Origin of the sequence: Vibrio sp. T11.5, from assembly GCF_027587155.1 — a bacterium.
In the GTDB taxonomy this organism is placed as follows: domain Bacteria; phylum Pseudomonadota; class Gammaproteobacteria; order Enterobacterales; family Vibrionaceae; genus Vibrio; species Vibrio neptunius.
Window position 1 is genome coordinate 1 of the sequence record NZ_JAPPTP010000039.1, and the last position, 22,786, is coordinate 22,786.

At 47.9% G+C, this 22,786-nt stretch carries 28 protein-coding genes; 12 read left to right on the forward strand and 16 right to left on the reverse strand.

All coding sequences use genetic code 11. The features are described from left to right. The 7 genes from rsxC to flgA form a co-directional block, all read right to left on the reverse strand. Positions 1 to 1,881 (reverse strand): electron transport complex subunit RsxC (gene rsxC / locus OH455_RS22400; RefSeq protein ID WP_269982846.1); only part of this gene is annotated, 1,881 nt, incomplete at its 3' end. 8 nt (positions 1,882 to 1,889) lie between these two features. Next, positions 1,890 to 2,474, reverse strand: a complete 585-nt coding sequence (rsxB, locus tag OH455_RS22405; RefSeq protein ID WP_206371688.1) for an electron transport complex subunit RsxB — start codon at positions 2,472 to 2,474, stop codon at positions 1,890 to 1,892. Then, positions 2,474 to 3,055 (reverse strand): electron transport complex subunit RsxA, encoded by a 582-nt coding sequence (rsxA, locus tag OH455_RS22410; protein ID WP_045977058.1) that lies wholly within the window; start codon positions 3,053 to 3,055, stop codon positions 2,474 to 2,476. Before rsxA ends, rsxB begins: the two co-directional genes overlap by 1 nt. A gap of 268 nt (positions 3,056 to 3,323) precedes the next feature. Then, positions 3,324 to 4,016 carry a lytic transglycosylase domain-containing protein gene (locus tag OH455_RS22415; protein ID WP_269982847.1) on the reverse strand — a complete coding sequence of 231 codons (693 nt, stop codon included), beginning with the start codon at positions 4,014 to 4,016 and terminating at the stop codon, positions 3,324 to 3,326. Then, a complete protein-coding gene (flgN, locus tag OH455_RS22420) occupies positions 4,013 to 4,456 on the reverse strand; it encodes a flagellar protein FlgN (protein ID WP_206371690.1) in 444 nt (147 codons plus the stop codon). Before flgN ends, OH455_RS22415 begins: the two co-directional genes overlap by 4 nt. 18 nt (positions 4,457 to 4,474) lie before the next feature. Beyond that, positions 4,475 to 4,756, reverse strand: coding sequence for a flagellar biosynthesis anti-sigma factor FlgM (flgM, locus tag OH455_RS22425; RefSeq protein WP_045977060.1), 282 nt, complete (start codon positions 4,754 to 4,756; stop codon positions 4,475 to 4,477). A gap of 149 nt (positions 4,757 to 4,905) precedes the next feature. Beyond that, positions 4,906 to 5,703, reverse strand: a complete 798-nt coding sequence (gene flgA, locus OH455_RS22430) for a flagellar basal body P-ring formation chaperone FlgA (protein ID WP_269982848.1) — start codon at positions 5,701 to 5,703, stop codon at positions 4,906 to 4,908. 78 nt (positions 5,704 to 5,781) lie between these two features. Between flgA and flgB the strand changes: the two genes are divergently transcribed. The 12 genes from flgB (at position 5,782) to OH455_RS22490 (ending at position 15,843) form a co-directional block, all read left to right on the forward strand. Next, positions 5,782 to 6,144: a flagellar basal body rod protein FlgB gene (gene flgB, locus OH455_RS22435; RefSeq protein WP_269982849.1), complete on the forward strand. Its 363-nt coding sequence runs from the start codon at positions 5,782 to 5,784 to the stop codon at positions 6,142 to 6,144. A gap of 2 nt (positions 6,145 to 6,146) precedes the next feature. Beyond that, a complete protein-coding gene (flgC, locus tag OH455_RS22440) occupies positions 6,147 to 6,581 on the forward strand; it encodes a flagellar basal body rod protein FlgC (RefSeq protein ID WP_045977063.1) in 435 nt (144 codons plus the stop codon). Next, on the forward strand, positions 6,581 to 7,261 hold the full coding sequence (flgD, locus tag OH455_RS22445; RefSeq protein WP_045977064.1) for a flagellar hook assembly protein FlgD: 681 nt from the start codon (positions 6,581 to 6,583) through the stop codon (positions 7,259 to 7,261). The genes flgC and flgD overlap by 1 nt, the downstream gene beginning before the upstream one ends. Before the next feature lie 25 nt (positions 7,262 to 7,286). Continuing rightward, positions 7,287 to 8,483 carry a flagellar hook protein FlgE gene (flgE, locus tag OH455_RS22450; RefSeq protein ID WP_045977065.1) on the forward strand — a complete coding sequence of 399 codons (1,197 nt, stop codon included), beginning with the start codon at positions 7,287 to 7,289 and terminating at the stop codon, positions 8,481 to 8,483. A gap of 11 nt (positions 8,484 to 8,494) precedes the next feature. Then, positions 8,495 to 9,226: a flagellar basal-body rod protein FlgF gene (gene flgF / locus OH455_RS22455; protein ID WP_045977066.1), complete on the forward strand. Its 732-nt coding sequence runs from the start codon at positions 8,495 to 8,497 to the stop codon at positions 9,224 to 9,226. A gap of 21 nt (positions 9,227 to 9,247) precedes the next feature. Beyond that, complete coding sequence (flgG, locus tag OH455_RS22460) at positions 9,248 to 10,033, forward strand: flagellar basal-body rod protein FlgG (RefSeq protein WP_045977067.1); 786 nt, start codon at positions 9,248 to 9,250, stop codon at positions 10,031 to 10,033. Between the two features lie 25 nt (positions 10,034 to 10,058). Next, positions 10,059 to 10,730, forward strand: coding sequence for a flagellar basal body L-ring protein FlgH (gene flgH / locus OH455_RS22465; RefSeq protein WP_045977068.1), 672 nt, complete (start codon positions 10,059 to 10,061; stop codon positions 10,728 to 10,730). 113 nt (positions 10,731 to 10,843) lie between these two features. Continuing rightward, the gene (locus tag OH455_RS22470; RefSeq protein ID WP_045977083.1) at positions 10,844 to 11,941 is read left to right on the forward strand and encodes a flagellar basal body P-ring protein FlgI; all 1,098 of its coding nucleotides are present in this window, start codon (positions 10,844 to 10,846) and stop codon (positions 11,939 to 11,941) included. 9 nt (positions 11,942 to 11,950) lie between these two features. Continuing rightward, a complete protein-coding gene (locus OH455_RS22475; protein WP_045977069.1) occupies positions 11,951 to 12,496 on the forward strand; it encodes a rod-binding protein in 546 nt (181 codons plus the stop codon). Then, on the forward strand, positions 12,497 to 13,870 hold the full coding sequence (gene flgK, locus OH455_RS22480) for a flagellar hook-associated protein FlgK (protein ID WP_206371694.1): 1,374 nt from the start codon (positions 12,497 to 12,499) through the stop codon (positions 13,868 to 13,870). Positions 13,871 to 13,885: 15 nt separating this feature from the next. Continuing rightward, complete coding sequence (gene flgL, locus OH455_RS22485) at positions 13,886 to 14,782, forward strand: flagellar hook-associated protein FlgL (protein WP_269982850.1); 897 nt, start codon at positions 13,886 to 13,888, stop codon at positions 14,780 to 14,782. 17 nt (positions 14,783 to 14,799) lie between these two features. Then, positions 14,800 to 15,843, forward strand: a complete 1,044-nt coding sequence (locus tag OH455_RS22490) for a flagellin (protein ID WP_269982851.1) — start codon at positions 14,800 to 14,802, stop codon at positions 15,841 to 15,843. Positions 15,844 to 15,975: 132 nt separating this feature from the next. On the opposite strand, the gene OH455_RS22495 is transcribed toward OH455_RS22490, so the two are convergent. Genes OH455_RS22495 through fliD form a run of 9 tightly spaced genes read right to left on the reverse strand, consistent with a single transcriptional unit; the run spans position 15,976 to position 22,480 of the window. Next, positions 15,976 to 16,263 (reverse strand): hypothetical protein, encoded by a 288-nt coding sequence (locus tag OH455_RS22495; RefSeq protein WP_045977073.1) that lies wholly within the window; start codon positions 16,261 to 16,263, stop codon positions 15,976 to 15,978. Positions 16,264 to 16,311: 48 nt separating this feature from the next. Then, on the reverse strand, positions 16,312 to 17,304 hold the full coding sequence (locus OH455_RS22500) for a flagellar motor protein MotB (protein ID WP_045977074.1): 993 nt from the start codon (positions 17,302 to 17,304) through the stop codon (positions 16,312 to 16,314). Continuing rightward, positions 17,304 to 18,161 (reverse strand): flagellar motor stator protein MotA, encoded by an 858-nt coding sequence (motA, locus tag OH455_RS22505; RefSeq protein WP_045977075.1) that lies wholly within the window; start codon positions 18,159 to 18,161, stop codon positions 17,304 to 17,306. Before motA ends, OH455_RS22500 begins: the two co-directional genes overlap by 1 nt. A 9-nt stretch (positions 18,162 to 18,170) precedes the next feature. Next, the gene (locus tag OH455_RS22510) at positions 18,171 to 18,899 is read right to left on the reverse strand and encodes a FliA/WhiG family RNA polymerase sigma factor (RefSeq protein ID WP_045977076.1); all 729 of its coding nucleotides are present in this window, start codon (positions 18,897 to 18,899) and stop codon (positions 18,171 to 18,173) included. Between the two features lie 12 nt (positions 18,900 to 18,911). After that, positions 18,912 to 19,409 carry a flagellar basal body-associated FliL family protein gene (locus OH455_RS22515; protein WP_045977077.1) on the reverse strand — a complete coding sequence of 166 codons (498 nt, stop codon included), beginning with the start codon at positions 19,407 to 19,409 and terminating at the stop codon, positions 18,912 to 18,914. Positions 19,410 to 19,423: 14 nt separating this feature from the next. Continuing rightward, positions 19,424 to 20,428: a flagellar hook-length control protein FliK gene (locus OH455_RS22520; protein WP_269982852.1), complete on the reverse strand. Its 1,005-nt coding sequence runs from the start codon at positions 20,426 to 20,428 to the stop codon at positions 19,424 to 19,426. Positions 20,429 to 20,430: 2 nt separating this feature from the next. Then, on the reverse strand, positions 20,431 to 20,745 hold the full coding sequence (locus OH455_RS22525) for a hypothetical protein (RefSeq protein ID WP_045977079.1): 315 nt from the start codon (positions 20,743 to 20,745) through the stop codon (positions 20,431 to 20,433). After that, on the reverse strand, positions 20,729 to 21,115 hold the full coding sequence (fliS, locus tag OH455_RS22530; RefSeq protein WP_045977080.1) for a flagellar export chaperone FliS: 387 nt from the start codon (positions 21,113 to 21,115) through the stop codon (positions 20,729 to 20,731). Before fliS ends, OH455_RS22525 begins: the two co-directional genes overlap by 17 nt. 21 nt (positions 21,116 to 21,136) lie before the next feature. Continuing rightward, positions 21,137 to 22,480, reverse strand: a complete 1,344-nt coding sequence (fliD, locus tag OH455_RS22535) for a flagellar filament capping protein FliD (protein WP_045977081.1) — start codon at positions 22,478 to 22,480, stop codon at positions 21,137 to 21,139. Positions 22,481 to 22,786: the final 306 nt, after the last annotated feature.

Below are 22,786 nucleotides of genomic sequence, written 5' to 3' on the forward strand. Positions count from 1 at the left end.
TTTACGAGCTTTAGCACGAGCAATGGCAGCGGCGACGGAAGCCTTTTTGTCTGCAGTTGCTGAATCAGTACCGCTATCCTGTTGAGCTGCTTTTTTCGCTTTAGCGCGCGCAATAGCTGCTGCAACCGCGTCTTTCTTATCATCGGATGACGCGGCTGATGAAGACCCCTGGGGCTTCTGAGCTCTTTTCTCTCTGGCTTGGCGTTTGCGTTCTTCACGCAGTTTTGTCATTTCAGAGTTGTCCGGCTCTGTATCACCTGCTTGCATTGCAGCCGCTTGCTTGGCTTTGGCTTTGGCGATGGCGGCCGCTACCGCTGGCTTAATTGCGGGTTGATCCGATTTTGATTCTGATTTTTGCTCTTTTACGCGCGCAATCGCAGCGGCAATAGCATCATCGCCGTCGGTTTTCTTCATATCTTTGCGACGTTCATCTGCTGCTTTCTTGAAGCGGTTTTCTCGTTCTGCTTTATCACGCTCAAGCCGCGCTTTTCTCTCTTCAAAGCGGACTTTGGCACGCTCAGCAGCCTCGGACTCTTCTTTGCGCGTGCGAATCTCTGCTTTGGCTTGACGGTAGTATTGCACCAGTGGGATTTCACTAGGGCAGACAAAGGCACAAGCACCACATTCAATACAGTCTTTCAGGTTGAGTTCTTCACACTTGTCGTATTCTGCTGCTTTTGCATGCCATTGAAGCTGTTGAGGAAGTAGTGAAGCCGGGCAGACCTCAGCACATTGACCGCATCGAATACATGCCATTTCATACTGATCGGGTGAAATCTCTTTACGAGTTGGAGCGAGAATGCAGTTCGATGTTTTGGTAATGGGGACGTTGGCATGGGGAAGCGTAAAGCCCATCATGGGGCCTCCCATGATTAGGCGAGGCAACTTCTTATCGGCTTTGTAGCCAAACTCGTCGAGCAACGATTGAACAGGTGTACCAATCAGTGCGATCACATTTCTCGGCTGTTTAAAGGTATCTCCGGTTAGAGTAACGATGCGCTCTACCAAAGGTTCACCGTCACAAACCGCTCGCTTAATGGCTTGCAGCGAACCAACATTCTGCACCAGTACCCCAATCTCTGCAGGAATACCGTTTGCTGGTACCTCTTTATTAGTCAATATCTTGATCAGTTGCTTCTCACCACCCGATGGGTACTTGGTGGGAATCACGCGGATAACGATATCTTTGTGCTGTGCGGCTTGTTCTAACGCTTTGATAGCTTGAGGCTTATTATCCTCAATACCGATAATGGTCAGTTTGGGTTTTAAGATGTGTTCTACAATCTCTATACCTTTAATAACTTCGTCGGCATTTTCTTGCATCAACATGTCATCGGCGGTGATGTAAGGTTCACATTCCGCCGCGTTAACAATCAGTATTTCTGTCCGTGCCAAGCCTGCTTGGATTTTTTTCGCGGTAGGAAAGCCTGCGCCGCCCATACCTGAAACGCCAGCCTGACGAATAATTTCAATCAACTCATCAGGTGTACGTTGGGTAAAGTCGCTGTTGGTGTCACGCTCAATCCAACGATCTTCGTTATCAGGAGCGATGACAATACAAGTTTCGGCTAGGCCCGATGGGTGAGCAGTGGTGCGAGACTCAATCGCCGTGATTTTACCAGATGTTGGTGCATGAACTGGCAGCATGAAGCTAGTGTCGTACTTGGTCAACGCTTGACCTTTAAGTACCATGTCGCCAACTTCTACGGTTATCTTACCTGGTTTACCAATGTGTTGTTTCACTGGCAGAACGATTTCTTGTGGAATACTCGCTCTGGCAATCTCGCTTTTTATCGACTGTTTTTTGTTTTCAGGTGGGTGTACGCCCCCCGGGAAATCCCAAAGTGCGCCTGATTTAATTTGTTCTATGAGTGACAGCATACCAGTCCTTAATTCACGCGATTCTGCTGCTTGGCAGAATTGGTAACATCAACAACAGGAATGGCGTCCAGTTGCCACTTCCAGCTCGCTGTAGTGGTTTCTACAGGAATCATTTCAATACAGTCTGTTGGGCAAGGTGCGACACACAAATCACACCCGGTGCATTCGTCTTTGATCACCGTGTGGAGAGCTTTAGTACCGCCAACGATCGCGTCAACGGGACAAGCCTGAATGCACTTAGTACAGCCAATGCACATGTCTTCATGAATAAATGCGACGGTTTTGACATTGTCGTCTAGATCGTGCGCAGAGTCTGTTGCCTCGACGCCCATAAGATCGGCCAGCTTTTCGATGGTTGCCTGACCACCAGGAGGACACTTATTGATCTCGTCGCCATTAGCAATCGCTTCGGCATAGGGACGACAGCCCGGATAGCCACATTGGCCGCATTGGGTCTGAGGCAAGATGTTGTCAATTTGGTCGACAATCGGGTCCGCTTCGACTTTAAAGCGGATCGAGGCAAATCCTAATATGGCTCCAAATAATGCGGCAAGTGCAGCTAGTGCCAATACAGCAATAAGAATAGCGCTCATTACAATTTCACCAGTCCAGTAAAGCCCATGAAAGCGAGAGACATCAATCCAGCGGTGATCATTGCAATCGATGCTCCTTTAAACGGCGCAGGAACATCGGCCGCCGCGATGCGCTCACGCATAGAGGCAAAGAGAATAAGAACCAGTGAGAAACCGACCGCGGCACCAAACCCATAGATGATCGATTCGATGAAATTATGGTTTTCGTTAATGTTGAGGAGAGCAACACCTAAAACCGCACAGTTAGTTGTGATCAGTGGTAGGAAAATCCCCAGAAGTCGATAGAGCGTCGGACTGGTTTTATGCACCACCATTTCGGTGAACTGAACCACAACGGCAATAACGAGAATAAAGCTCATGGTACGCAAATATTCCAGTCCCAAAGGCTCAAGAACGTAACTTTCCACCAGATACGAGCATACCGAGGCTAGGGTCAGGACAAACGTGGTTGCCAACCCCATTCCGATTGCTGTTTCCAGCTTCTTGGAAACACCCATGAATGGACATAGGCCCAAAAACTTCACCAGTACAAAGTTGTTGACCAGCACAGTGCCGACCAGCAACAAAAGATATTCGGTCATAATTATATATTTAAGAGATTCCGATCCCGATATTATCCTGCTTTGCTGAGTCAATAACAACCAACGAAAGCTAGGGTTTTGTATTGTTGAATAAAAATTATACGGGATATTCCTGTTCTCGGGAGCAAATTCGAGTCTAAATCTGTAAAAACTCTGGTTATGTAGCGATACGCATAGAGCAACAGAGTATTAATATGAGTGTGTTAATAGCTTATGAGAATAAGTCTCTGTACTGGTTCGATAAAGCGCTAGGTCAGCGACAGAGTTTTTATAAGGTGATCAGGGGTGGTAGCGGAGATAAATCGACGAGCGGTGAATGAGTCGATTCACCGAATAAAAACATAGGATTAGGCTGCTTGCCTAGGAGTTTCTCTAACTGAATCAAGTTGAGTAGTGCATAAAATCGATGCACATATTGAGTCGTTTCAGCAGGGAGCTTGAGTGATGAAAACGCTTTACTGCCAGATTTTTTGATCGCCCGAGATACTCGGCCTTCACCTGCATTATATGCGGCAATGGTGAGAGCTAAATCGTCAAACTTATTGTGCAAAAATGCTAAATATTCGATGGCCACCTTAGTGCTGGCTTGAATGTCAAATCGCTGATCTTGATTTGCGTCGACTTTAAGGCCGAAGCGCTGTGCTGTGGCGGGCATCAGTTGCCATAGACCCGCTGCGTTGGCGTGAGAAACAGCATTTGGATCGAAGGAAGACTCTAGCATGGGCAACAGCACCAACTGCGATGGCAAAGATTGAGATGACAACTGCTTGGCGATGTCATCAATCAATGCTCGGTTCAGCACCAACCGTTGTTCAATGTGTTTTTTATAGGGCGTAAGCACCGCGAGCTCCTGCCCATATTCAGTCGGCAGAGGTGCAGCGTTTAGAGGGGACAAAGGACAAAGAAAGAGCGACAAAAACAGGCACAATGCTGGTTTCCAAAGGCTGCGATGATGGATCATTTCAGCAGTGGCTGCTCTTCGTAGGTATGCTGTCTTGGTTGAGTAATGTGGCACATTAGCTCATGAAAACTGGCAGAGCTCTGGCCGTTCTCTTGATTGAGTGCTTGGCAGTGTTTTACCAGAGATTCTAACTCGCGCCATTGTGAATGAACTTTGTTTGACAATGAAGTCGGCAATGCAGAAAAAAGCTTATTCATGCCGCCTTGATCGCGAGTAAGCCGCAATGCAGTCATTGTTTGACTGCGTTCTTTGGCATGCTGACCAAGCTTGTTAAGTAATGGTTTCTGCTGGGCAAGATTTTGATTAAGCTTCGCTGCATCGAAACACAGATACAGCGATTTTTGCTCTTGTAAAAGCTTGGCTAATTGGCGGTATGACTTTATATCTTCACCTATGGAGGTGAGAAAGCGCTGAATCATACGCGAGGTTTCAGATGCCATAATGAACTCCAGTCCGCACTATTCGTGACCAGTATGAAATTGAAGGACCGCTTGTGATAACGCCTTAGTGTCGAGTGCTAGCTCACCTTTTACCAGCGCGTTGCGTACTTGCTCCACCTTCTCCATATCCACATTTGGTAGCGACTGCATTTCTGCTTGTGCTTTATCTATCGCAGCAGTGTTGGTATTGACCATAGCTTCAGAAATCGCTTGCGCAGTCGAAGGCTCTGCGGGTTTCTTGGAAGATTGATTTAGATTGGTGTGAGGGACGTGCCCACCTGCAACTTTGTCGATTTTCATTAATGGGTTCCTTAATCATCGTGGTTACAGGTTCAATGCGACCATGCTGCTCGAAACATTAAGTCAACATAATCACTTTTTATATCTACCTGAAATCATTGTCTCTTTACGAGTAGTAAAGCGCGAAAATGATAACCTGAGTCCAAAAATCAGAACTGGGTTTGTACCTGGTTGAGTCCAGTGACAACAGCCTTAATGACTTTGCCAGAAGAACTGTTCTTTACGTCGATCTGTTCACCACGCGTGCCCGGTTCTAGGGCGACCCCTTTTGTGGACGCAGTAAACCCATCTTTAGTCGCAGTAATCACAACTTGATTACCTTTGATGACCAAAGGTGGGGACTCGAGCTTTCTCGGGTCCAATATCTGCCCTGAGCGTATGCGCCTAGACGCGAGCATACCAGAAACTTGTGAGACCTGAGTGAAGAAATCTTGCTCTCGGCTTAAGGTTCTGGTTTCAAGCTTAAGGTTCATGGGAGAAATAGCTTGGTCTCGATTGATGCCTGCCTGGGTGACCACCACTGGGAGTGTTAGCGCTGATTTTATGGTCACATTGATGCGCCATGTCACCGACGGCGCATCGCAGTCAACCGAGCGTTTAAGGTTGCCTACAGGGAGTGTTTTGTTATCGATACCCGAAATACTCAATGGTCTAGGGCACATAGGCAGGTGTTCAGCTGCCGTTGGAGTACGAATATCATAATCGAGTTGATAGTCTTGCCATTGACGCTGGTCCGCTTGAATCTGAACTTGTTGTTTAAAATTGCTCTCAACCGCCTGAAGAATGGCCTGCTTGGTAGTGATCTTTTCACTGCTCAATACGGTTGGACTGCAAAGCATCATACTGACGAGTAACCCCCAGTTTAGAGGGGAAGTAATTCGGTTCCCCTCACTTTTTTTGATTTCCGTAAAGCGGAAATTGCCTTTCCTTGTTGTTTTGTAAGTCATTGATTTTATTGTTTGTTTTTTATGGCATGCATCTTGTCTTATTCATCCTTATTCGAGCCAACTTAAAAGGAAAGAGACATGGCAATTTCATTTGAAAATGCGTTGGGTGTTCACCCTGATGCGCTGAACTTTAGAGTTCAGCGTACCAAAGTCCTTGCCAGTAACCTAGCAAATGTTGATACCCCTGGGTATCTGGCTAAGGACCTGAGTTTTACCACTGCAATGAATCAGTTATCACCTCATGGTGTGAACAAGTCCGTACCAAAGCTGAATGTGTCATCTATGTACTCGATTCCGTACCAGAACAGCAAAGATGGCAACACAGTTGAACTGGGGGTTGAACAAGGCAAATTCACACAAAACAACATGGACTTTCAGACCAGCCTGACCTTTTTGAACATGAAGTTTCAGGGACTGGCGAAAGTGATAGAGGGACGTTAAACATGTCATTTACCGATATTTACTCGATTGCTGGCTCAGCAATGAATGCGCAGACAGTACGCTTGAATACGGTCGCGAGTAACCTTGCTAACGCAGATGCTGTCTCGGCCAACCCAGATGACGCGTACAAGGCCTTGAAACCCGTGTTTGCCACCGTGTACAGCAAAACCGAGTTATCTGCGAGTAAAGAGAGTTACCCGAACGCTGAAGTGAGAATTGTGGATGTGATCCAAAGTTCAGGTCAGGCAGAAAAACGCTTTGAACCAAGTAACCCGCTTGCGAATGACGAGGGGTACGTTTACTACCCTGATATCGATGTTGTATCTGAAATGGCAGATATGATGTCTGCAACCCGCAGCTTCGAAACAAACGTAGAAGTACTGAGCAACGTAAAAAGCATGCAGCAAGGTTTGCTTAAATTAGGGCAGGGCAGCTAATGAGCATCGCTTCTTATAATGCTTTGTCTTCTGACACGCCAGTGAACTCAGGGGCAAATACAACATCAGTGACAGGCAACCCACAAGATGCCAATAGCGCGACGTCACTGGAAAATGAATTTATCAGCTTGATGGTGGCACAGATTCAGAATCAGGATCCGCTCAACCCACTTGATGGCACTGAGTATGTCAGCCAATTGGCACAGTTCTCCCAAGTACAAAGTACAGAGAACATGGCTTCAATGATGCAAAACAGCATGGTATTGCTCGATAACATGCAAGTACTGTCAACGGCTGGCTTGGTGGGGCAGACGGTTTATGTGTCTGGCAATGAGTTTGAAATGAATGATACCGCTCAAGGCGGAAAAATAGAGCTTGAGCATCCCTCAAGCCAAGTCACTTTAGTCGTGACGGATGAGTTCGGTCAGGCGAAAAAAGTGCCTTTAGGCGCCCATCCCGCAGGTGACGTCGATTTTAGTATCCATCCTGAAGAGTTGGGTCTTAAACCCGGAAAATACACAGTATCTGTTCAGGTTCAGGAGGGGCAGTCTGCTCCAAATATTCTTTTAGCCGGCCAGGTTGAGCAAGTTCGTATCCCAAGCTCAGGCGGCGCAGCGTTTGTTAACATCGAAGGTGTTGGCAGCGTACCTTTCTATGAAATCACTCAGTTTGGTGCTTAACCAATAAGGAAGACAGAGGTTAGTTATGAGTTTTAATATTGCCCTAAGCGGCCTTGATGCGACCAACACAGAGCTGAATACCATCAGCCACAATATTGCCAACGCATCGACCTATGGATTTAAAGGAGCACGTACTGAGTTTGCGGCAGTGTACAACGGCATGCAGCCCGGTGGCGTAGAAGTTGCCTCTATTTCTCAGAACTTTGAGAAAAACGGTTCAGTTAGCGGAACTGGTCGAGCGATGGATCTGGCAATCAATGGTAACGGCTTCTTTGTGACTAAAGACAGTGCTGGCCAAATGCTGTACACCCGCTCAGGTGTATTCGGTACTGATAAAGACAATTATGTCGTTGGCAACACGGGCGCGAAATTGCAAGGTTACAGCGTAGACGGCAACAATAACCTGCTCACAGGTGCAACGGGAGACATTAAAATCTCGACGTCTTCTTTGGCAGCCAAAGCCACAGATAAAATGGAGTTCATTGCCAATCTGGATGCAAAGAATCCGGTCATCGACCAGACGGTGAATCCGTTTGATCCGGGCAATAATAATTCATTTAACTCTTCCTACACGACAAAAGTTTACGACTCGCAAGGTAAGCCACACACGGTGACCCAGTACTTCACCAAAACGGCTGACAACACATGGGAAGTGAACGTGCAGGTTGACGGTGGAGTGGGTGCGGTTTCAACGGTCGCGATGACGTTCAACCCAGATGGCTCTATTGCCACTCCGACAGGCGCTTACAACGTTTCGTTCCCAGCGGCGGGCGCTAACCCAATGAGTATTGATATAGACCTGTCAGGCAGCACGCAATTTGGTACAGGTTTTGGTGTCAGCACTAACAACCCGAATGGCTACACATCGGGAGAATTGACGGGCGTTCGTGTTGAAGATAATGGCATGGTTTACGCTACCTACACTAACGGTCAGTCTCAGTTACAAGGCCAAGTTGTACTGGCGGATTTTGCCAACCCACAAGGCCTTTCAAAAGTCAGCGGTACTGCCTGGACTCAAAGTTTCAGTTCAGGTGCACCCGTATTGGGAGTACCGGGTTCAGGCACGCTAGGTGATCTTTCACCAGGCGCTCTAGAAGGGTCTAACGTCGATCTGACCAGCGAGTTGGTTAACCTGATGACAGCGCAGCGCAACTATCAGGCGAATGCAAAAACCATTTCGACCAACGACAAACTGACTCAGGCGTTATTTAACGCAATTTAACGGAGCCTGATATGGACAGTTTGTTATTCACCGCAACGTCTGGCGCAAGCCGAGTACTTAAAGCTCAGCATGTGCGCTCAAATAACCTATCCAATGCCGATACTGCGGGTTTTCGTGCTGATATGGAGCGTGTGTCAAGCATCCCACTTCAGGGCGCGGGCTTTGACGGTCGCACCATGGTCGTTACCAACTCGGCGTCTACGCGTTTTGATGAAGGCGATATCGTTAAAACTGGCCGTGCATTGGATGTCGCTGTGATGGGGGACGGTTATCTGACGGTGCAGACCGCAGAAGGTCAGGAAGCGTATACCCGCGCCGGTAACATCAAAGTTGACTCCTTTGGTGCTTTGTCTGTTAACGGGTTTGCGGTTGTCGGTGAAGGAGGCCCTTTGGTTCTTCCCGATTATCAGAAAGTTGAAATTAGCGAACGTGGTCGTATTTCTGTCGTGCCTCCAGGGGGAGGCGCTGAGCTTGAAGTGGGGACCTTAAAGCTGGTTAAGCCGGAAACTAGCCAACTGGAGAAACAGAGCGACAGTTTGCTTCACAGCGTCGATGGCAACCCATTTGCGGCTGACCAAACCGTTCAGCTCGCACCTGAGCATATCGAAGGCAGCAACGTCTCTGCGATTGATGAACTGCTGAATGTGATGTCACTGACACGCAACTTTGAAATGCAAGTGCGGATGATGAAAACCGCAGAGACTTTGGCGCAAGCCGGTAACAAATTAATGTCGTCACGCTAAGCGCGGCGAAAGGAGTAAAAAATGCACTCAGCTTTATGGGTAAGTAAAACGGGTATGGCCGCTCAAGACACCAAAATGACCGCCATCTCCAACAATCTAGCCAACGTCAATACGGTTGGTTTTAAACGTGATCGAGTAGTGTTTGAAGACCTGTTTTACAGTATTCAACGCCAACCCGGCTCGCAGGTGGATGAAGTCAATCAACTGCCATCAGGAGTACAGTTAGGCAGTGGTGTTCGAGTCGTGGGTACACAGAAAGTGTTTACTCAGGGTAATACGCAAAACACCAGTCAGGAACTTGACCTTGCTGTAATGGGGCAAGGTTTCTTCCAGATCGAAAACTCAGACGGCCAGCTCATGTACACTCGCAATGGCCAGTTTCATGTTAATTCAGAAGGCTTGATGGTCAATAGCCAAGGCCTACCGCTGGAGCCACAAATCCAGATACCAGAGAACGCTTTGTCTGTGTCTGTTGGCACAGATGGCACGGTATCAGCAACGACAGCGGACAGCACCACACCACAATCTCTGGGTCAAATCACCTTAGCGAAATTCATCAACCCAGCCGGCCTCGAAGCGGTGGGAGGTAACTTGTTCCGCGAAACAGAAGCAAGTGGTCAAGCGGATGAGTTGACAGCTGGAATTGATGGTGTCGGCAGTATCAAACAAGGCGCTTTAGAAGGTTCAAACGTTCAGGTCGTCGAGGAAATGGTTGACATGATCACCACTCAGCGAGCTTACGAGATGAACGCTAAAGTCGTGTCAGCTGCTGATGACATGCTGAAGTTTGTCGCTCAATCAGTGTAATCGTTAAGTAATAAAGGAACAGGGAATGAAGGCATTATTGAGAGTTTGGCCTCTGGTTGTCATTTTGCTGGCTGGGTGCGCTGGTCGACAGGAGTTTACCCCTCCCGAGCCTGATGAAGAAAAATACGCGCCGCCTAAGCTGGACTATTCACTTCCAGCAGCCCAAAACGGCAGCCTTTATCGTCATCAATATTCCATGACCCTGTTTCAGGACAGGCGAGCATACCGTGTTGGCGACATGCTCACGGTGGTTCTCTCCGAAGAAACGGAATCAAGCAAAAAAGCCGATACCAAGTATGGAAAAAACTCGAGCGTCGGCTTTGCTACCCCGAGTCTGGGAGGTAAAACCATCGATGAGCTCGCCGCCAGTGTAGACGCTCAACGCGGTTTTGATGGTAGTGCTTCTAGCTCTCAGGGTAACAAGCTGGAGGGGGCTATCACCGTGACCGTTCATGAAGTGCTGCCTAATGGTGTATTGCGTATCAGCGGAGAGAAGTGGATTCGACTCAATCAGGGAGATGAGTTCATTCGCTTAACCGGCATTGTACGAGTTGATGATGTCAGCCGTAACAATCAGGTTTCATCCGCTCGAATCGGTGATGCGCGAATCACCTACTCAGGTCGAGGTACTTTGGCTGACAGCAATGCTGCTGGTTGGCTGAGCCAATTCTTTAACAGCCCTTGGATGCCGTTTTAATGAAACAGATAATGACTATGCTTACCGTCGCTTTTATTCCTCTTTCTCTGCGACGCCAGCGATTGAGCTCGACAAATCGAAACAGGGCTGGAGACCAACGATCTTCATTCCTGATGGCGATGATGCTGACGATGTTGTTGGGTACCGCCTTACCGACTCAAGCTGAAGTAGAAATCCCCATCATGGATCTCGTTGATGTTCAGGGTATTCGTGAAAACCAGTTAGTGGGTTACGGTTTGGTCGTTGGCCTCGACGGACAGGGTGACCGCAATCAGGTCAAGTTTACTGCGCAATCCATCACCAATATGCTGCGACAATTTGGTGTCCAAATCGACGACAAAACGAATCCTAAACTACGCAATGTTGCTTCAGTGAGCGTCACTGCGACAGTTGAGCCGATGGCAGGGGCAGGCCAGACGCTGAATGTGGTGGTGTCATCCATTGGCGACGCAAAGAGTTTGCGAGGGGGCACCTTGTTACTGACACCGCTGCGCGGTATCGATGGTGAGGTTTACGCTGTCGCTCAAGGTAACGTGGTGGTAGGCGGTGTGTCTGCTGAAGGCAAAAGCGGCTCTAAAATTGTGATCAATACGCCAACCTCGGGCCGTATTCCTGGTGGGGCGACATTGGAGCGAGAAGTGCCCAATGACTTTGCAGAACAAGATAACGTGGTGCTGAATTTGAGAAAGCCCAGCTTTACAACGGCTAAGAATATCGCACGTGAGATCAACAACATTTTCGGGCCGAAAGTCGCTGTGGCTAAGAATAACGTGCGCATTAGCGTCAAAGCGCCGAAGGACACTCAACAACGTGTTGTCATGATGTCGATGCTGGAAGAGATCAGTGTCGAGGAAGGGCGCAAGCCTGCGCGCATCGTTTTCAACTCTCGAACCGGTACCGTTGTCATCGGCAAAAGTGTCAAGGTCAGTGAAGCCGCGGTAAGCCATGGCAACTTAACAGTGACCATTGCCGAATCACAACAGGTTAGCCAGCCAAACGCGTTTGCTGACGGTGAAACCAAAGTGGTCGATCAATCGTTATTAGATGTCAGTGAAGAACAGGCGCAAATGGTGATTTGGCCTCCGGGAACTGAGCTTAATACCATCGTTAGTGCAGTAAACAGTTTAGGGGCGACACCAACGGATTTGATGTCGATTCTGCAAGCCTTGCATGAAGCTGGGGCACTAAATGCAGAGCTGGTAGTGATTTAAGGAGTCTTTATGAAATTTGACGGACTGAATGAGCGGTCACAAATGAACTCGGTGCTTTATCACGATAACAGTGCCTTGATGAACATAAAGAATAGCAACGAACAAGGGGCCGCACTGGAAACGGTAGCGGGCCAGTTTGAAGCGATGTTTTTACAAATGGTACTGCGCCAGATGCGCAGTAGTAGCGATGTGTTGGCTGACGAAGACAGTCCTTTTTCCAGTCAGCAACAGGGCGTTTTTCGCGATATGTATGATGGTCAACTTGCGATTGAAATGGCGAAGAAACAACATTCTGGTATTTCAGAAATGTTGATCAAACAGCTCAGCCCTTCGATTTCAGAGGTGGCTTTTGACACCAATGCCTCAAGCGTGTCCGCGAATGACAATTTTAGTGAGGTGGAAGCAAGCTCACACGCTGAAGCTTCTTCAGCGTCTAATTCGGCACCCGCACTTCATTCTACTCAGGAATCGGTCGCCTCAGTTAGACAAATGATGGGAGAAGTCAGTGCAACAACAGCCTTCGCCCAACCATTGATTCGAAAAATGGAGCTGTAAATGAATCTCGTCAATATTGCCCTCTCAGGCCTTAATGCGAATCGCGTGGCACTGGATGTCACAGCGCAGAACGTCTCCAACATCAATACGCCTGGATACAGTCGTCAACAAGCCTTGATGGCTTCGGTTGGTGGCACTAAACACGACAAGCTAAATCCAGGACTGGGTGTTGAAGTTACGAGTATCCGTCGGGTAACGGATGATTTTTTGGTTAAGCAGACTTGGGAAACAAACAGTCTTTCCGCTTACGCAACTAGTTACACCGGTAAGATGAGTCAACTCGAAAATACACTCGGTGCTGACGGATTCAGTCTCTCTGCGGGTTTGGATACGCTATTTTCTGCCCTTAATGATGCGACAGTGAAACCGGAATCTGTGCCTTACCGCCAGCAAATCATTAATGAATCAGAAGCACTTTCACGTCGATTTAATACGCTCACCGAATCTCTTTCTCACCAACATAAAGACGTGAACGACCAGCGCAATGCCGCCATTGCTCATGCCAATAGCTTGATGAGTAATATTGCTGACGTGAACAAGCAGCTGGTGGAAATGCAAGGTACGGGAGGGAATCCGGCTAAGTTAATGGACACGCGTGACACGTTAATTGGTGAGTTATCTAAGGTCGTCGATGTGAAAACAACGTCACAAAGCGATGGTAGCTTACAAGTCACGCTATCTTCTGGACAACCATTGGTCATGGGGACTGATGCTGCTGAGCTCATTGCCATGCCTGATCCAAGCGATCCTTACCTTGCTCAACTCCATGTTGAGTTTGGTACGCAAAGTTTTGCGATTACAGACACTCCGGGCGGGCAGATTGGTGCTTTGTCGGACTATCAGACAGACGTATTAAAGCCATACCGCACGGCGATTGATGATATGGCAAAAGCGTTGGCCGATGAGTTCAATGCCTTGCTAGTCGCTGGTCATGACCTTAATGGTAATACGGGTAAGCCTTTGTTCAGTTATGATCCTGCCAACCCAGCGGCTAGCCTGACGATCACCGATATGAAACCAGAGGAACTGGCTTTGTCCGGTGACGGTAATCCAGGTAACGCTGACATATTGGACGGCTTGATTGCGGTCAGCAATAAAAACGTATCGATTAGTGGCTTTGGCTCAGTGACATTGAATGATGCCTTTGCTGCCATTGTCGGTGAAACGGCGATCAAAGCGCGTCAGGCTGATGCAGATTATCAGGCAAAACTCTCGATGAGCGAGCAAGCGAAGGCTGCCCGAGACAACGTCAGTGCGGTAAGCCGTGATGAAGAAGCGGCAAATCTGATGACATTTGCCAACGCTCATAACGCCAACATGAAAGTGATCAGCACAGCAAACCAGCTGTTTGATTCCGTTCTTCAGTTATTTTAATTACAGGGAAATCAGATGAGAATTAGTGATACTCAATTCAGTCAGATGATGCTGCGAAGCTTGCAGATCAATAACGCCGGACTTGGACAAGTTATGCAACAGATGTCCACTGGTGAGCGTCTGACCAAATTATCTGATGACCCTATGGCATCAGTACAATTGCTCAATTTAGAACGTGAAGGCTCGGCCATTTCTCAGTACAAGACCAATATTTCTAATGTAAAGACGGCCTTGTCCAATCAGGAAGTTCAACTTGATTCCGTGAATGAAAGCCTGAAGAAAATGAACGAACGAGTTCTATGGGGCGCAAACGGTACCTTAACCGAAGCCGAACGTACAGGCATTGTCAGCGAACTTGAAAGTCTGCGTTCTGCCGTCGCTTCAGCGTTTAACGCGCAGGATGAAGAAGGTCGTTACTTATTCTCCGGCACCAAAACGGACACCGCGGCTTTGTCGAATGCGAGTGGCAGTTACGTCATGCAAGGTAACAGCGATAAACGTATGGTCACTGTAGCCAAAGGCGTGACGATGGAAGCGAATATGACCGCGCAAGAAATCCTAGACCTTGGTGGCAACAATGTTCTCAACGAACTTGATGCATTGATTTCGGAGTTCAAATCACCGACACCAGCGTTTCGGACTGCAGTTGAATCGACGCTCGGTGCTATCGAAGCGACATCGAATAACGTGTTGTCTGCAATGACTGAAATCGGTGGTCGCCATAATAATCTCGATTTGATGGCTAGTGCCCACGGTGAGAACAAGTTATTTGTTGATAAGATCAGCAGTGATCTCTCAGCTCTGGATTATGGTGAAGCTTCAGTTCGCTTGAGCAATTACATGGCGGCGCTGCAAGCGACTCAAGCGAGCTACGTTAAGATTAACGATCTCAACTTATTCGACCGCATTTAACAATCAGGAATCAAAATATGGTAATGAGCATGGTTGAGGTTCGCCCCCACAACGTCAAGTTGACGGGGCATGACAGAGCTTCTATTTCTCCCCCTCGCTCTTCGGAGACTAATGGTGATATTGGGCAGCGCAAACTGGCTGCCCGCAATCAAACACCAGCATCGTATTCGGTGTCTGGTGTTTTGCTTACTCAGGGGCAGCAAAACGCGACCTCAGTGCAGATAGCGACACGTTCCTTACAAGCCATTGGTGTCGAGTTGGCCAAGATAAAACAAGGCCTGACTCGGGCCATGAACCTCGGCGCGAACCAGGTTTCAGGTTTGCAAGAAGGCTTGGCGGGCTCGAAAGCGAACATAGAGCGCGTTATCGACAATGCACGTTTTGACGGCAATAAAGTTATCGACAATGAGTTGAAACTTAAGCTTGAGAAAGCCGATATGCGCCGTTTTTCCATTCCAGGACTCAACATCCATCGCTTGAGTGACAAAGCGGAGCAAATTCGCTTAGATTTCCCTCAGGGCCACTCCGTGATGGTTCAGTTTGATGGACAGTCTGAGGGCAAGCAGACTGTTAAAATGCTAGATCGAAGTCTTATTCCTCTTGGACTTAGAGCGTCATTGTCTGAGGACGGTACTATTTTGTTTGAATCCTCTGAGAAAGCCTATCAGCAGATGCAACAAAAGGTCATGGTGACAGGCCAAGGATATCGCTTTCCAGCCGGGCAATCTAATGTGATGACACTCAAAGCGGAGCCAGAAGGTATCGCGGAGCTGAGCTTTGATTTGAGCTCTCGAGAAGGCGTTAAACAGACCATTGCCAAAGTAAACAAGCATTTTCGTCAAGTACAGATAGGGCTTGAGCAGGCAAATGCGATCGGCTCTGAATTGACGATGCAAATGCAAACACTCCACAAGCAGTCTTCGGTGATATCTGCTCACCAAGTCCAAGATAAACTTAAACTATTTGACGACAACTCTGGCCAGTTTTCCACCGCCTTTATGGCACTTAATGCTCAGGCTAACGTAAAGCGCCACTCTGTGGTTGCGTTGATGAGAAGTTAAGGCGAAAGCCTAGTTAAACCCTTTGTTCCATTTTCGCTCGTTTGGCTCTTCATTGATTGAAGAGCATTTTTTTTGCCTAAAGGAAAGTAGAGTCAGAGGAGAAATAACAAAGAGGGGCGACAAAAAATAGGGTCAGACAAGAAAGAAGAAGTATAGGAAGCAGACGAACGCCAGCAACGTTGCTGACAATGTTGGGTAAATAATGTAGGAGTCGCGCTTGTCAGTGCGTTGAAAGCAGAGGGAGGTCAAAAGGACATTATAGATCAGCAACAAAGTACTGATCGCCGTGCCTCCGTTCAAAGTCAGGTTGAAGAGCTGAATGAGAAACAAAGAAAGCAACACGTAGTCGATGACAATCAGCCACATAAAGGCTTTTTGTAATCCATCTTTTTTTGCGTGTCTGACCGAATATTGAGGCATGAGATTTTTCGTTTGAGTTAGCAGGCGCTATAAAAGCGCCTGATGGGGTTAAAGTTGCTGAAGCTTTGGCTTCGAAGGTGTTTGGGTGTCTGAAAACTTGATGACTTCCTGGCGAATCACCGGCTGATTAAATTCCGCTTTCTGCTTGGCTTTTTGCAATTCGCTTTCCGCGTTATTGCCAAAAAACGTTTCTAACACTTTGGCGGCGGGTGTAGTCAGGATAAACAGTTCGATACGTCGGTTCTCACTGGATTCCGGCTCGGCACCATTGAGTAAGGCACGATCAGACATCCCTGTAACTTGTAACACACGATCATCTGGCATCCCTCCGGCAACCAGAGTATGCCTAGCCACATTGGCACGTGATGCAGAGAGCGCCCAGTTTGAACCACGTTCGGCATGACCTTTAAAGCGGGTAGAGTCGGTATGACCACTGATGATCAATGGATTCTCTACACGTTTAAAGACAGGCGCTAGTGCAAGAAGCAGATCTTCGAAGAAAGGTGTCAACTCCGACCCACCACGACCAAACATATGCTGCTTATAGTCGTCCTGAAGCACAATCCGCAGACCTTGTGGCGTAACCGTCACGTTCACATTCCCTTGAGCACTGATTTGTCGAACCGCTTCCTTAATGACTTTCGCTAAGGCTGCCAGTCGCTCCTGAGTGTCGAATGTTCCGGGGATCAGTGAGTCTGTTTCCGGACCTTCACCGTCTCCCTGAAAGAATGAGCTGACCACATGGTTCGAATCATGTCGACTGGTGACAGAAGAGTTTGCAGCCAAATCAATCGGAGAAATACTTTGTGAAGTATCAAACGGATTCCCGTAGCTCTTATCAAACACACTTGCACTTTGAAGGTGAGCAACAATCGCTTTTCGCTCTTCCTTGTCGACAATCTGCATCACCCATAAGACCAAAAACAGCGCCATAAGGGCGATCATGAAATCAGCGAAAGCGACTTTCCAGGCACCTCCGTGAAATTCATTGTCATCAACGGTTTTTGTTCGTTTGAACACCACCTGCTCTTGTCTTTGCATTATGCCTCCTGCTCAGCGAGCCATTTCTCCATCTGATTGAATGTCGGTTTAATGTCTAGCTGGATATGCTTACGGCCAGCATCAATAGCAAGTAAGGTTGGTTTTTTCGCAACATAAGCAACTAGCGTTGCCCTGACGCACTCAAATGCTGTCATGTTGCGCTTCACGCGTTGGGCCATTGCATTGCTGAGTGGATCAAGACAGCAGTAACAACCAAAGATACCAACGAATGTTCCAACCAGAGCCGCTGCTACGTGGTAGCCCACGAGTGCGATTGAGCCATCAATCGCCTGCATCGTAATGATGATGCCGCCGACGGCTGCCAGGATACCAAAGCCTGGTAATGCTTCTGCGGTTCTCTGCATCGAGCGAGAAGGAAGTAGCATTTCGGTTTGAATAGCTTCGATTTCTTGTTCCAGTAAACCTTCTAACTCGTGAGGCGACATCTGGCCCATGGCCATTAAACGCATGTTGTCTGTCACGAACGATATGAGGCGATAATCTGAGCCAACTTTCGGGTAGGCGAGAAAAATCGAACTCTGATCTGGAGCTTCGATGTGAGAATCAAGAAACTTAAAACCTCTGCTGCGTGCTGTTTCAAGTAGGTTATTCAGCAGAGCCATCAGCTCCATGTAATATTCATATTCTTCGCGCGGTGCAGAGATTGTGGCACGAACTTGGTGACGCATTTCTTTAAGCACTTGCGGTGGGTTACCGATGATCAGAGAACCGGCCGCAGCACCAATAATGATCAGAAATTCAGCGGGTTGCCAGATAGCGCCAAGCTTGCCACCTGCCCACATATACCCGCCAAAGACACACAGTAAAACGGTGATGGCTCCAAAAAACTTTTGCATTTGTGACTCCTAGGAGGATAAATATTGATTGAGTTGTTTGAGTGCCTGTTTGTGTAACTGACAAATCCTTGGAGGTGTCAGATCGAGCACTAAAGCGATTTCATGTAGGTTAAGTTCGTGTTGATAAAACAGCGTCAGTAGCAGCTGATCTCTTTTGGGTAGCTTATCCAGAGCAGCTTCAAGGCTACGTCGAGTCTGCTCATGGGACATGCCGTCATACACAGCGTCAGATTGAGCCTCGATACCATTCTCAATCAGTTGATCCAGACTTTGCATTTCCCCAGCCAGAGCCGCATTTTGTCGAGTAAGATAATCTTTTTCGTCCGTTCCTAATGCTTTGATAATTTCTGCATCAGTAGGCTGCCGGCCAAGAGAGCGCATAAGATCGCGCGTCACGTCATTCAGTTCATGCGCTTGCTGACGTGTTTTTCGTGACCGCCAGTCAAGTCGGCGTAACTCGTCCAATATCGATCCACGGATTCTGCACACGGCAAAAGCCGGGAAGTTGGGATCTTCAACATTGCCGTATCGGCGGCCTGCTTCCAGTAAGCCGATAAGGCCAATTTGCTGCATGTCTTCGATACTGCAATGCGGAGTGGCATGGGCTCTGAGTTGATTGACGATACGGTTGACCAACACCTTGTGCTGTTTGAGCAACTTGTTCTCATCGATAGGGATGGAAGGTGAACTGACTTCACCTTCTACACCGTATTCTTCCTGAAAATTCATATCCAACATGGGCCGTGTTCCTTATTGCACGACGTATTTCGTCAGTAAGACGTCATCGATATCGCGAAGAATGTCGGTTTTGTCAAACGCGAGCAGTACCGCTTGTTTAACTTGATTCTGGAGCAGGTTCACGGTGCCTTCCTGATGCAGATCTTCGTAGGTTTTGTCACTAAAAAGCTTCAGTAACGAATTGCGCACGATCGGCATGTAATCATCGATATTCTTAATGCGTTCAGGACGGCGAGTCTCAATCGCGACTTCCAGCATCACGAAGTGGTTCTGGCGTTTACCTTTGACGCTGAGAACAATCTTTTCTAGCGAGTGAAAGCTAGGTGTCTGTGCTGGATGATGCTCCTCGGCAAGGAAGGCAAGAGGCGAATCTGCGAAAAAGGACTCGGAATGGCTACTGTTGCCTGATTGCTTTAAGACCCAGATCCCGCCGATTACCGTTGCTGCCGAAACTAAAGCACTGGTGAGGACCATCGCTGAAAATAACGCGATCAATTGTTGTTTTGTCATAACCCTATTCCTAATTATGCTTGTGTGCTGAGCCAATGCTCTGATGGTTCATTGGGACTATCTGAATTGGCAAACTCGCGACTATCGAAAATATGCGTGGTATGTTCGCCTTGATGAGAAGACTGGTTGTGCTCACTTTCTCCTGAGCCGACGTTGACGTCGACATGAACAAAGTTCTGGTCTTGCAACTCCGCTCTTAGCCTGTCAGATACCTGAAGCAAGGCTTCTCGTGTCGCCGCTGCATTGGCGTTGATCTGCACGTTGAGGCGATCACCATCAACACGAACCAGTAAGTCCAGCTTTCCGAGTTCTGGTGGATCGAGACGAATCTTGGCTTCTTGCATGCTTTGTTGTGCCTGAAGCGATACTCTGTCATGTAACACCTGCATCATTTGTTCGCCCCACTTAGCCGCATTGGTATCGATCTTGACGGCGGCCCACTCTGCGGTTTGAACTGTCGTTGCCGCAGGTGACTGGTGAGAAACGTGAGACTGCGCTGACGCTTGTGTGGAGACTAAAGTTTGCAGAACATTCTGTACGGACGCACTCTGGCTGACCGGTGCGTCAATGTTTAAAGCAACGCTTGTCGGCTTCACCAATTGACTGGTGATATTTTGCGGCGTCATCTTCTCTGAAGAATGAGTCGCTGCTGGCATTGGTGCGGCGTCGAAGGACTGCACTCCGTTTACGACGCGTTTTTGTTTCAGTTGCAGTAAAGCCAATGTATCCATGGTGGTCGACTGCGCGTTAAATGGCTGCGGACTTTCCACCAATGACGTCGCTGGCACAGAAGTCATTTCACCCTCTGACAGCGTTTCACTGTCAGACGTGAATGTTGCTACCGTATCTTCAGCGTTTGGTTGACCGCCACCCTGCATCGGAGTCGGATGAGCCATGAGAGCAAAGCCAGTGCTGTGCTCGTCAGGCTGACCAAAACCACGTGCTTTTTGGATGTTACCGTCAGCGGAAAACGACTCAGGTTTTTGACCTGTCATGGTTTGCAGTGAAGTTGTGTTCATTGCTAGTACTCCATGGTCATAGCAAGCTGGTAAGCTTTGGCGCGCTCGTGTTGAGAGTCGACCACATTAATTTCTGCTTCCAGTTCGTTGATGGCCTTATCCAGTGCGTCAAAAGCCTGCTTATGTACGGCCTTCACCTCAGTGATGACAGGCGCGAGCAGGGGATCTTTGAGATAAGGCTGATGAGTTTCGAGCAGGTCTCTCAAAAGAAGGTCATAGCGCTTTAGCCCTTGCCAGTCCTGAGTTTTTGTTGCGATTTGAATCCGTTTCGCCAAATGGCGGAATCGCTCTGGGGATACTTTATGCTTGCTGACCAAAATGCATCCACCCCTCGCGTATATTGTTCATCACATGTTCGACACTGGTGAGTTTATCCTGGTTGTTTTGTACGCTTGCTTGATAAAGTTCAACCTGACAAAAGTCGTATAGTTGGTGAAGATTCGCCGCGATTTCGCCGCCATTATCTGCGTCTAGCGCGCTATCTAGACCGACTAATATATTCATGCATTTATTGATGCCTGCTCCCTTCTCGGCAAGACGACCTGAGGCCATGTGGCCACGAACTCGTTCGATTTCATTGAGCAAACCGTCGATCAGCATTACCACCAATTGATGTGGGTTTGCTGCGGCTGCCTGAGCATCTAGATCGACTTGTTGATAAGAGTTGTAGCCCGAATCCATTAACATAAAAACGTCTCCTGGTGACCGTTAACCAAACAGCGACATGGTTTGGTTCATCTGGCGCATAATTGTGTTCATTTGGGTAAATTGTTTGAGGTATCGGTCGTATGCCATATCGTATTTACGTTCCAGCACGACCTGTTTGTCGCTGATGCGATCGATATTCTGCTTCAACGCATCTTTGCGAGATTTAAACAGACCAGAAGAGAACTGAAGATAAGGTTCGATAATGGTATCGATACTATCCAGTAGATTGCCATCTCCATTGAACATTGCCTCAAGTCCTTGGCTATTCTTGGTTTGGGCCTGTTCGAACTTGTCTGAATCCAGCGTCATTTTTCCGTTACGATCGAGCTCGATGCCGATCTGACTCAATCGAAGACCGCCGAAATCTCCTCGTACAACAGATTTCACCTGACTTTCGATCGCGCGCAGGGTAGGGTCACTCGCTAACACCGCTCGGGTGTTATTTTCCGTGTCTATTTTTGTGTACTCATCAACCGTAGACATCAAGCTGTTATAAGCGTCGATAAATTTGTTGACCTGCTCTTTTGTCGCGTCGTTGTCACCATCGACATTAAGCGTTAAAGGAGATTCGCCCGCCTGCTGAGCTTTGGTAACAGTGATGTCGAGACCGTCGATCGCATCGCTAAACGTGTTGCTACTGCCTTCGAGTTTTAGGCCATTGTCCTTTTCTCCCAACCAAACGATGGCGTTTTGTGCTGCGCTGATCTGTTTGAGTTTAGCCTTAGTGAAGGCATCCTCGAACCAGCTTTGCCCAGTTCCCGCCGCCGAGACCACTATCTCGTTCGCTTCTCCAGTCTCTTCGCTAGAAAGCATGAAATGAGTTTGTCCATCCGAGCGAACTAAGGTCGCATTGACGCCAGGATTATTGGGATCGTTGTTGATGGCAGAAGTTAAGTCAGCCATGGTGGCTTTACCGTCTCCGTCACTGTCTAGTGTTGAGAGGTCTAGCGTCATGGTTTTACTATTGACTTCAAATGTTAGCGTGCCGGTCAGCGGCACTTCTGTCGTGGACTGTAGCGACGCAGGCATGCCAGTTGACACCTGATGTGTAGTGGCGACTTTTTCAACAAAAATCTGATAACTGCCCTTGAGAGCTTTGGAATCTGCGCTCGCGGTGAAGAACCCTTCACTCGACACGGTAGCGCTGTTTTTTATGATCCCTGATGTGCTGTTGTTCATTTCATTCACAGCAGTACGGAATTCACGCAATGCAGATTCGACTTTGCCAAGCGCATTCAGTTGAGATTGATACTGAGAGGATTGCTCGGTATAGCGTTGTTTGAACGACTGGACGTCAAAGGTAGCCAGTTGCTTTGCCATCGTTGCTGGATCAATTGAACTCATCAGAGTACTCCCTTGTCTTTTGTGTATGACCGTTGTGGTTCATACCATCATCATTCTGATTTGATTAGAGAAATAGCAAGATGAATGCCATAGGTTTAGCTCTTTTAAATCAAAGGTTTATGTATTCATTCTTGGTTTTGCGGAAGTGTGACTTCCCATCATGAGTTCCGCTGCTTCCTTGAATGAAACTCAGCTTTGCTCAAGGGTCTAAGGCGACCCAATGGTCGAGGTTGTTAAATGGAAATAGTGAGGTCATTGCCGCTTAAGCGAAAGGCTGTGCAACGTGTAGGTTGTGGTCTCATCGTG

What these genes read in the sequence shown, in the direction of transcription:
- flgB (WP_269982849.1), top strand. Translation starts at nt 5,782, where the DNA reads ATGGCAATTTCATTTGAAAATGCGTTGGGTGTTCACCCTGATGCGCTG.
- OH455_RS22490 (WP_269982851.1), top strand. Translation starts at nt 14,800, where the DNA reads ATGGTAATGAGCATGGTTGAGGTTCGCCCCCACAACGTCAAGTTGACG.
- OH455_RS22470 (WP_045977083.1), top strand. Translation starts at nt 10,844, where the DNA reads ATGGCGATGATGCTGACGATGTTGTTGGGTACCGCCTTACCGACTCAA.
- flgF (WP_045977066.1), top strand. Translation starts at nt 8,495, where the DNA reads ATGGACAGTTTGTTATTCACCGCAACGTCTGGCGCAAGCCGAGTACTT.
- OH455_RS22515 (WP_045977077.1), bottom strand. Translation starts at nt 19,409, where the DNA reads ATGACAAAACAACAATTGATCGCGTTATTTTCAGCGATGGTCCTCACC.
- rsxB (WP_206371688.1), bottom strand. Translation starts at nt 2,474, where the DNA reads ATGAGCGCTATTCTTATTGCTGTATTGGCACTAGCTGCACTTGCCGCA.
- flgL (WP_269982850.1), top strand. Translation starts at nt 13,886, where the DNA reads ATGAGAATTAGTGATACTCAATTCAGTCAGATGATGCTGCGAAGCTTG.
- OH455_RS22520 (WP_269982852.1), bottom strand. Translation starts at nt 20,428, where the DNA reads ATGAACACAACTTCACTGCAAACCATGACAGGTCAAAAACCTGAGTCG.
- flgE (WP_045977065.1), top strand. Translation starts at nt 7,287, where the DNA reads ATGAGTTTTAATATTGCCCTAAGCGGCCTTGATGCGACCAACACAGAG.
- OH455_RS22500 (WP_045977074.1), bottom strand. Translation starts at nt 17,304, where the DNA reads ATGCAAAGACAAGAGCAGGTGGTGTTCAAACGAACAAAAACCGTTGAT.
- flgK (WP_206371694.1), top strand. Translation starts at nt 12,497, where the DNA reads ATGAATCTCGTCAATATTGCCCTCTCAGGCCTTAATGCGAATCGCGTG.
- flgH (WP_045977068.1), top strand. Translation starts at nt 10,059, where the DNA reads ATGAAGGCATTATTGAGAGTTTGGCCTCTGGTTGTCATTTTGCTGGCT.
- OH455_RS22415 (WP_269982847.1), bottom strand. Translation starts at nt 4,016, where the DNA reads ATGATCCATCATCGCAGCCTTTGGAAACCAGCATTGTGCCTGTTTTTG.
- flgM (WP_045977060.1), bottom strand. Translation starts at nt 4,756, where the DNA reads ATGAAAATCGACAAAGTTGCAGGTGGGCACGTCCCTCACACCAATCTA.
- flgA (WP_269982848.1), bottom strand. Translation starts at nt 5,703, where the DNA reads ATGACTTACAAAACAACAAGGAAAGGCAATTTCCGCTTTACGGAAATC.
- OH455_RS22495 (WP_045977073.1), bottom strand. Translation starts at nt 16,263, where the DNA reads ATGCCTCAATATTCGGTCAGACACGCAAAAAAAGATGGATTACAAAAA.
- flgC (WP_045977063.1), top strand. Translation starts at nt 6,147, where the DNA reads ATGTCATTTACCGATATTTACTCGATTGCTGGCTCAGCAATGAATGCG.
- flgN (WP_206371690.1), bottom strand. Translation starts at nt 4,456, where the DNA reads ATGGCATCTGAAACCTCGCGTATGATTCAGCGCTTTCTCACCTCCATA.
- OH455_RS22510 (WP_045977076.1), bottom strand. Translation starts at nt 18,899, where the DNA reads ATGTTGGATATGAATTTTCAGGAAGAATACGGTGTAGAAGGTGAAGTC.
- motA (WP_045977075.1), bottom strand. Translation starts at nt 18,161, where the DNA reads ATGCAAAAGTTTTTTGGAGCCATCACCGTTTTACTGTGTGTCTTTGGC.
- flgG (WP_045977067.1), top strand. Translation starts at nt 9,248, where the DNA reads ATGCACTCAGCTTTATGGGTAAGTAAAACGGGTATGGCCGCTCAAGAC.
- flgD (WP_045977064.1), top strand. Translation starts at nt 6,581, where the DNA reads ATGAGCATCGCTTCTTATAATGCTTTGTCTTCTGACACGCCAGTGAAC.
- fliS (WP_045977080.1), bottom strand. Translation starts at nt 21,115, where the DNA reads ATGTTAATGGATTCGGGCTACAACTCTTATCAACAAGTCGATCTAGAT.
- fliD (WP_045977081.1), bottom strand. Translation starts at nt 22,480, where the DNA reads ATGAGTTCAATTGATCCAGCAACGATGGCAAAGCAACTGGCTACCTTT.
- OH455_RS22475 (WP_045977069.1), top strand. Translation starts at nt 11,951, where the DNA reads ATGAAATTTGACGGACTGAATGAGCGGTCACAAATGAACTCGGTGCTT.
- rsxA (WP_045977058.1), bottom strand. Translation starts at nt 3,055, where the DNA reads ATGACCGAATATCTTTTGTTGCTGGTCGGCACTGTGCTGGTCAACAAC.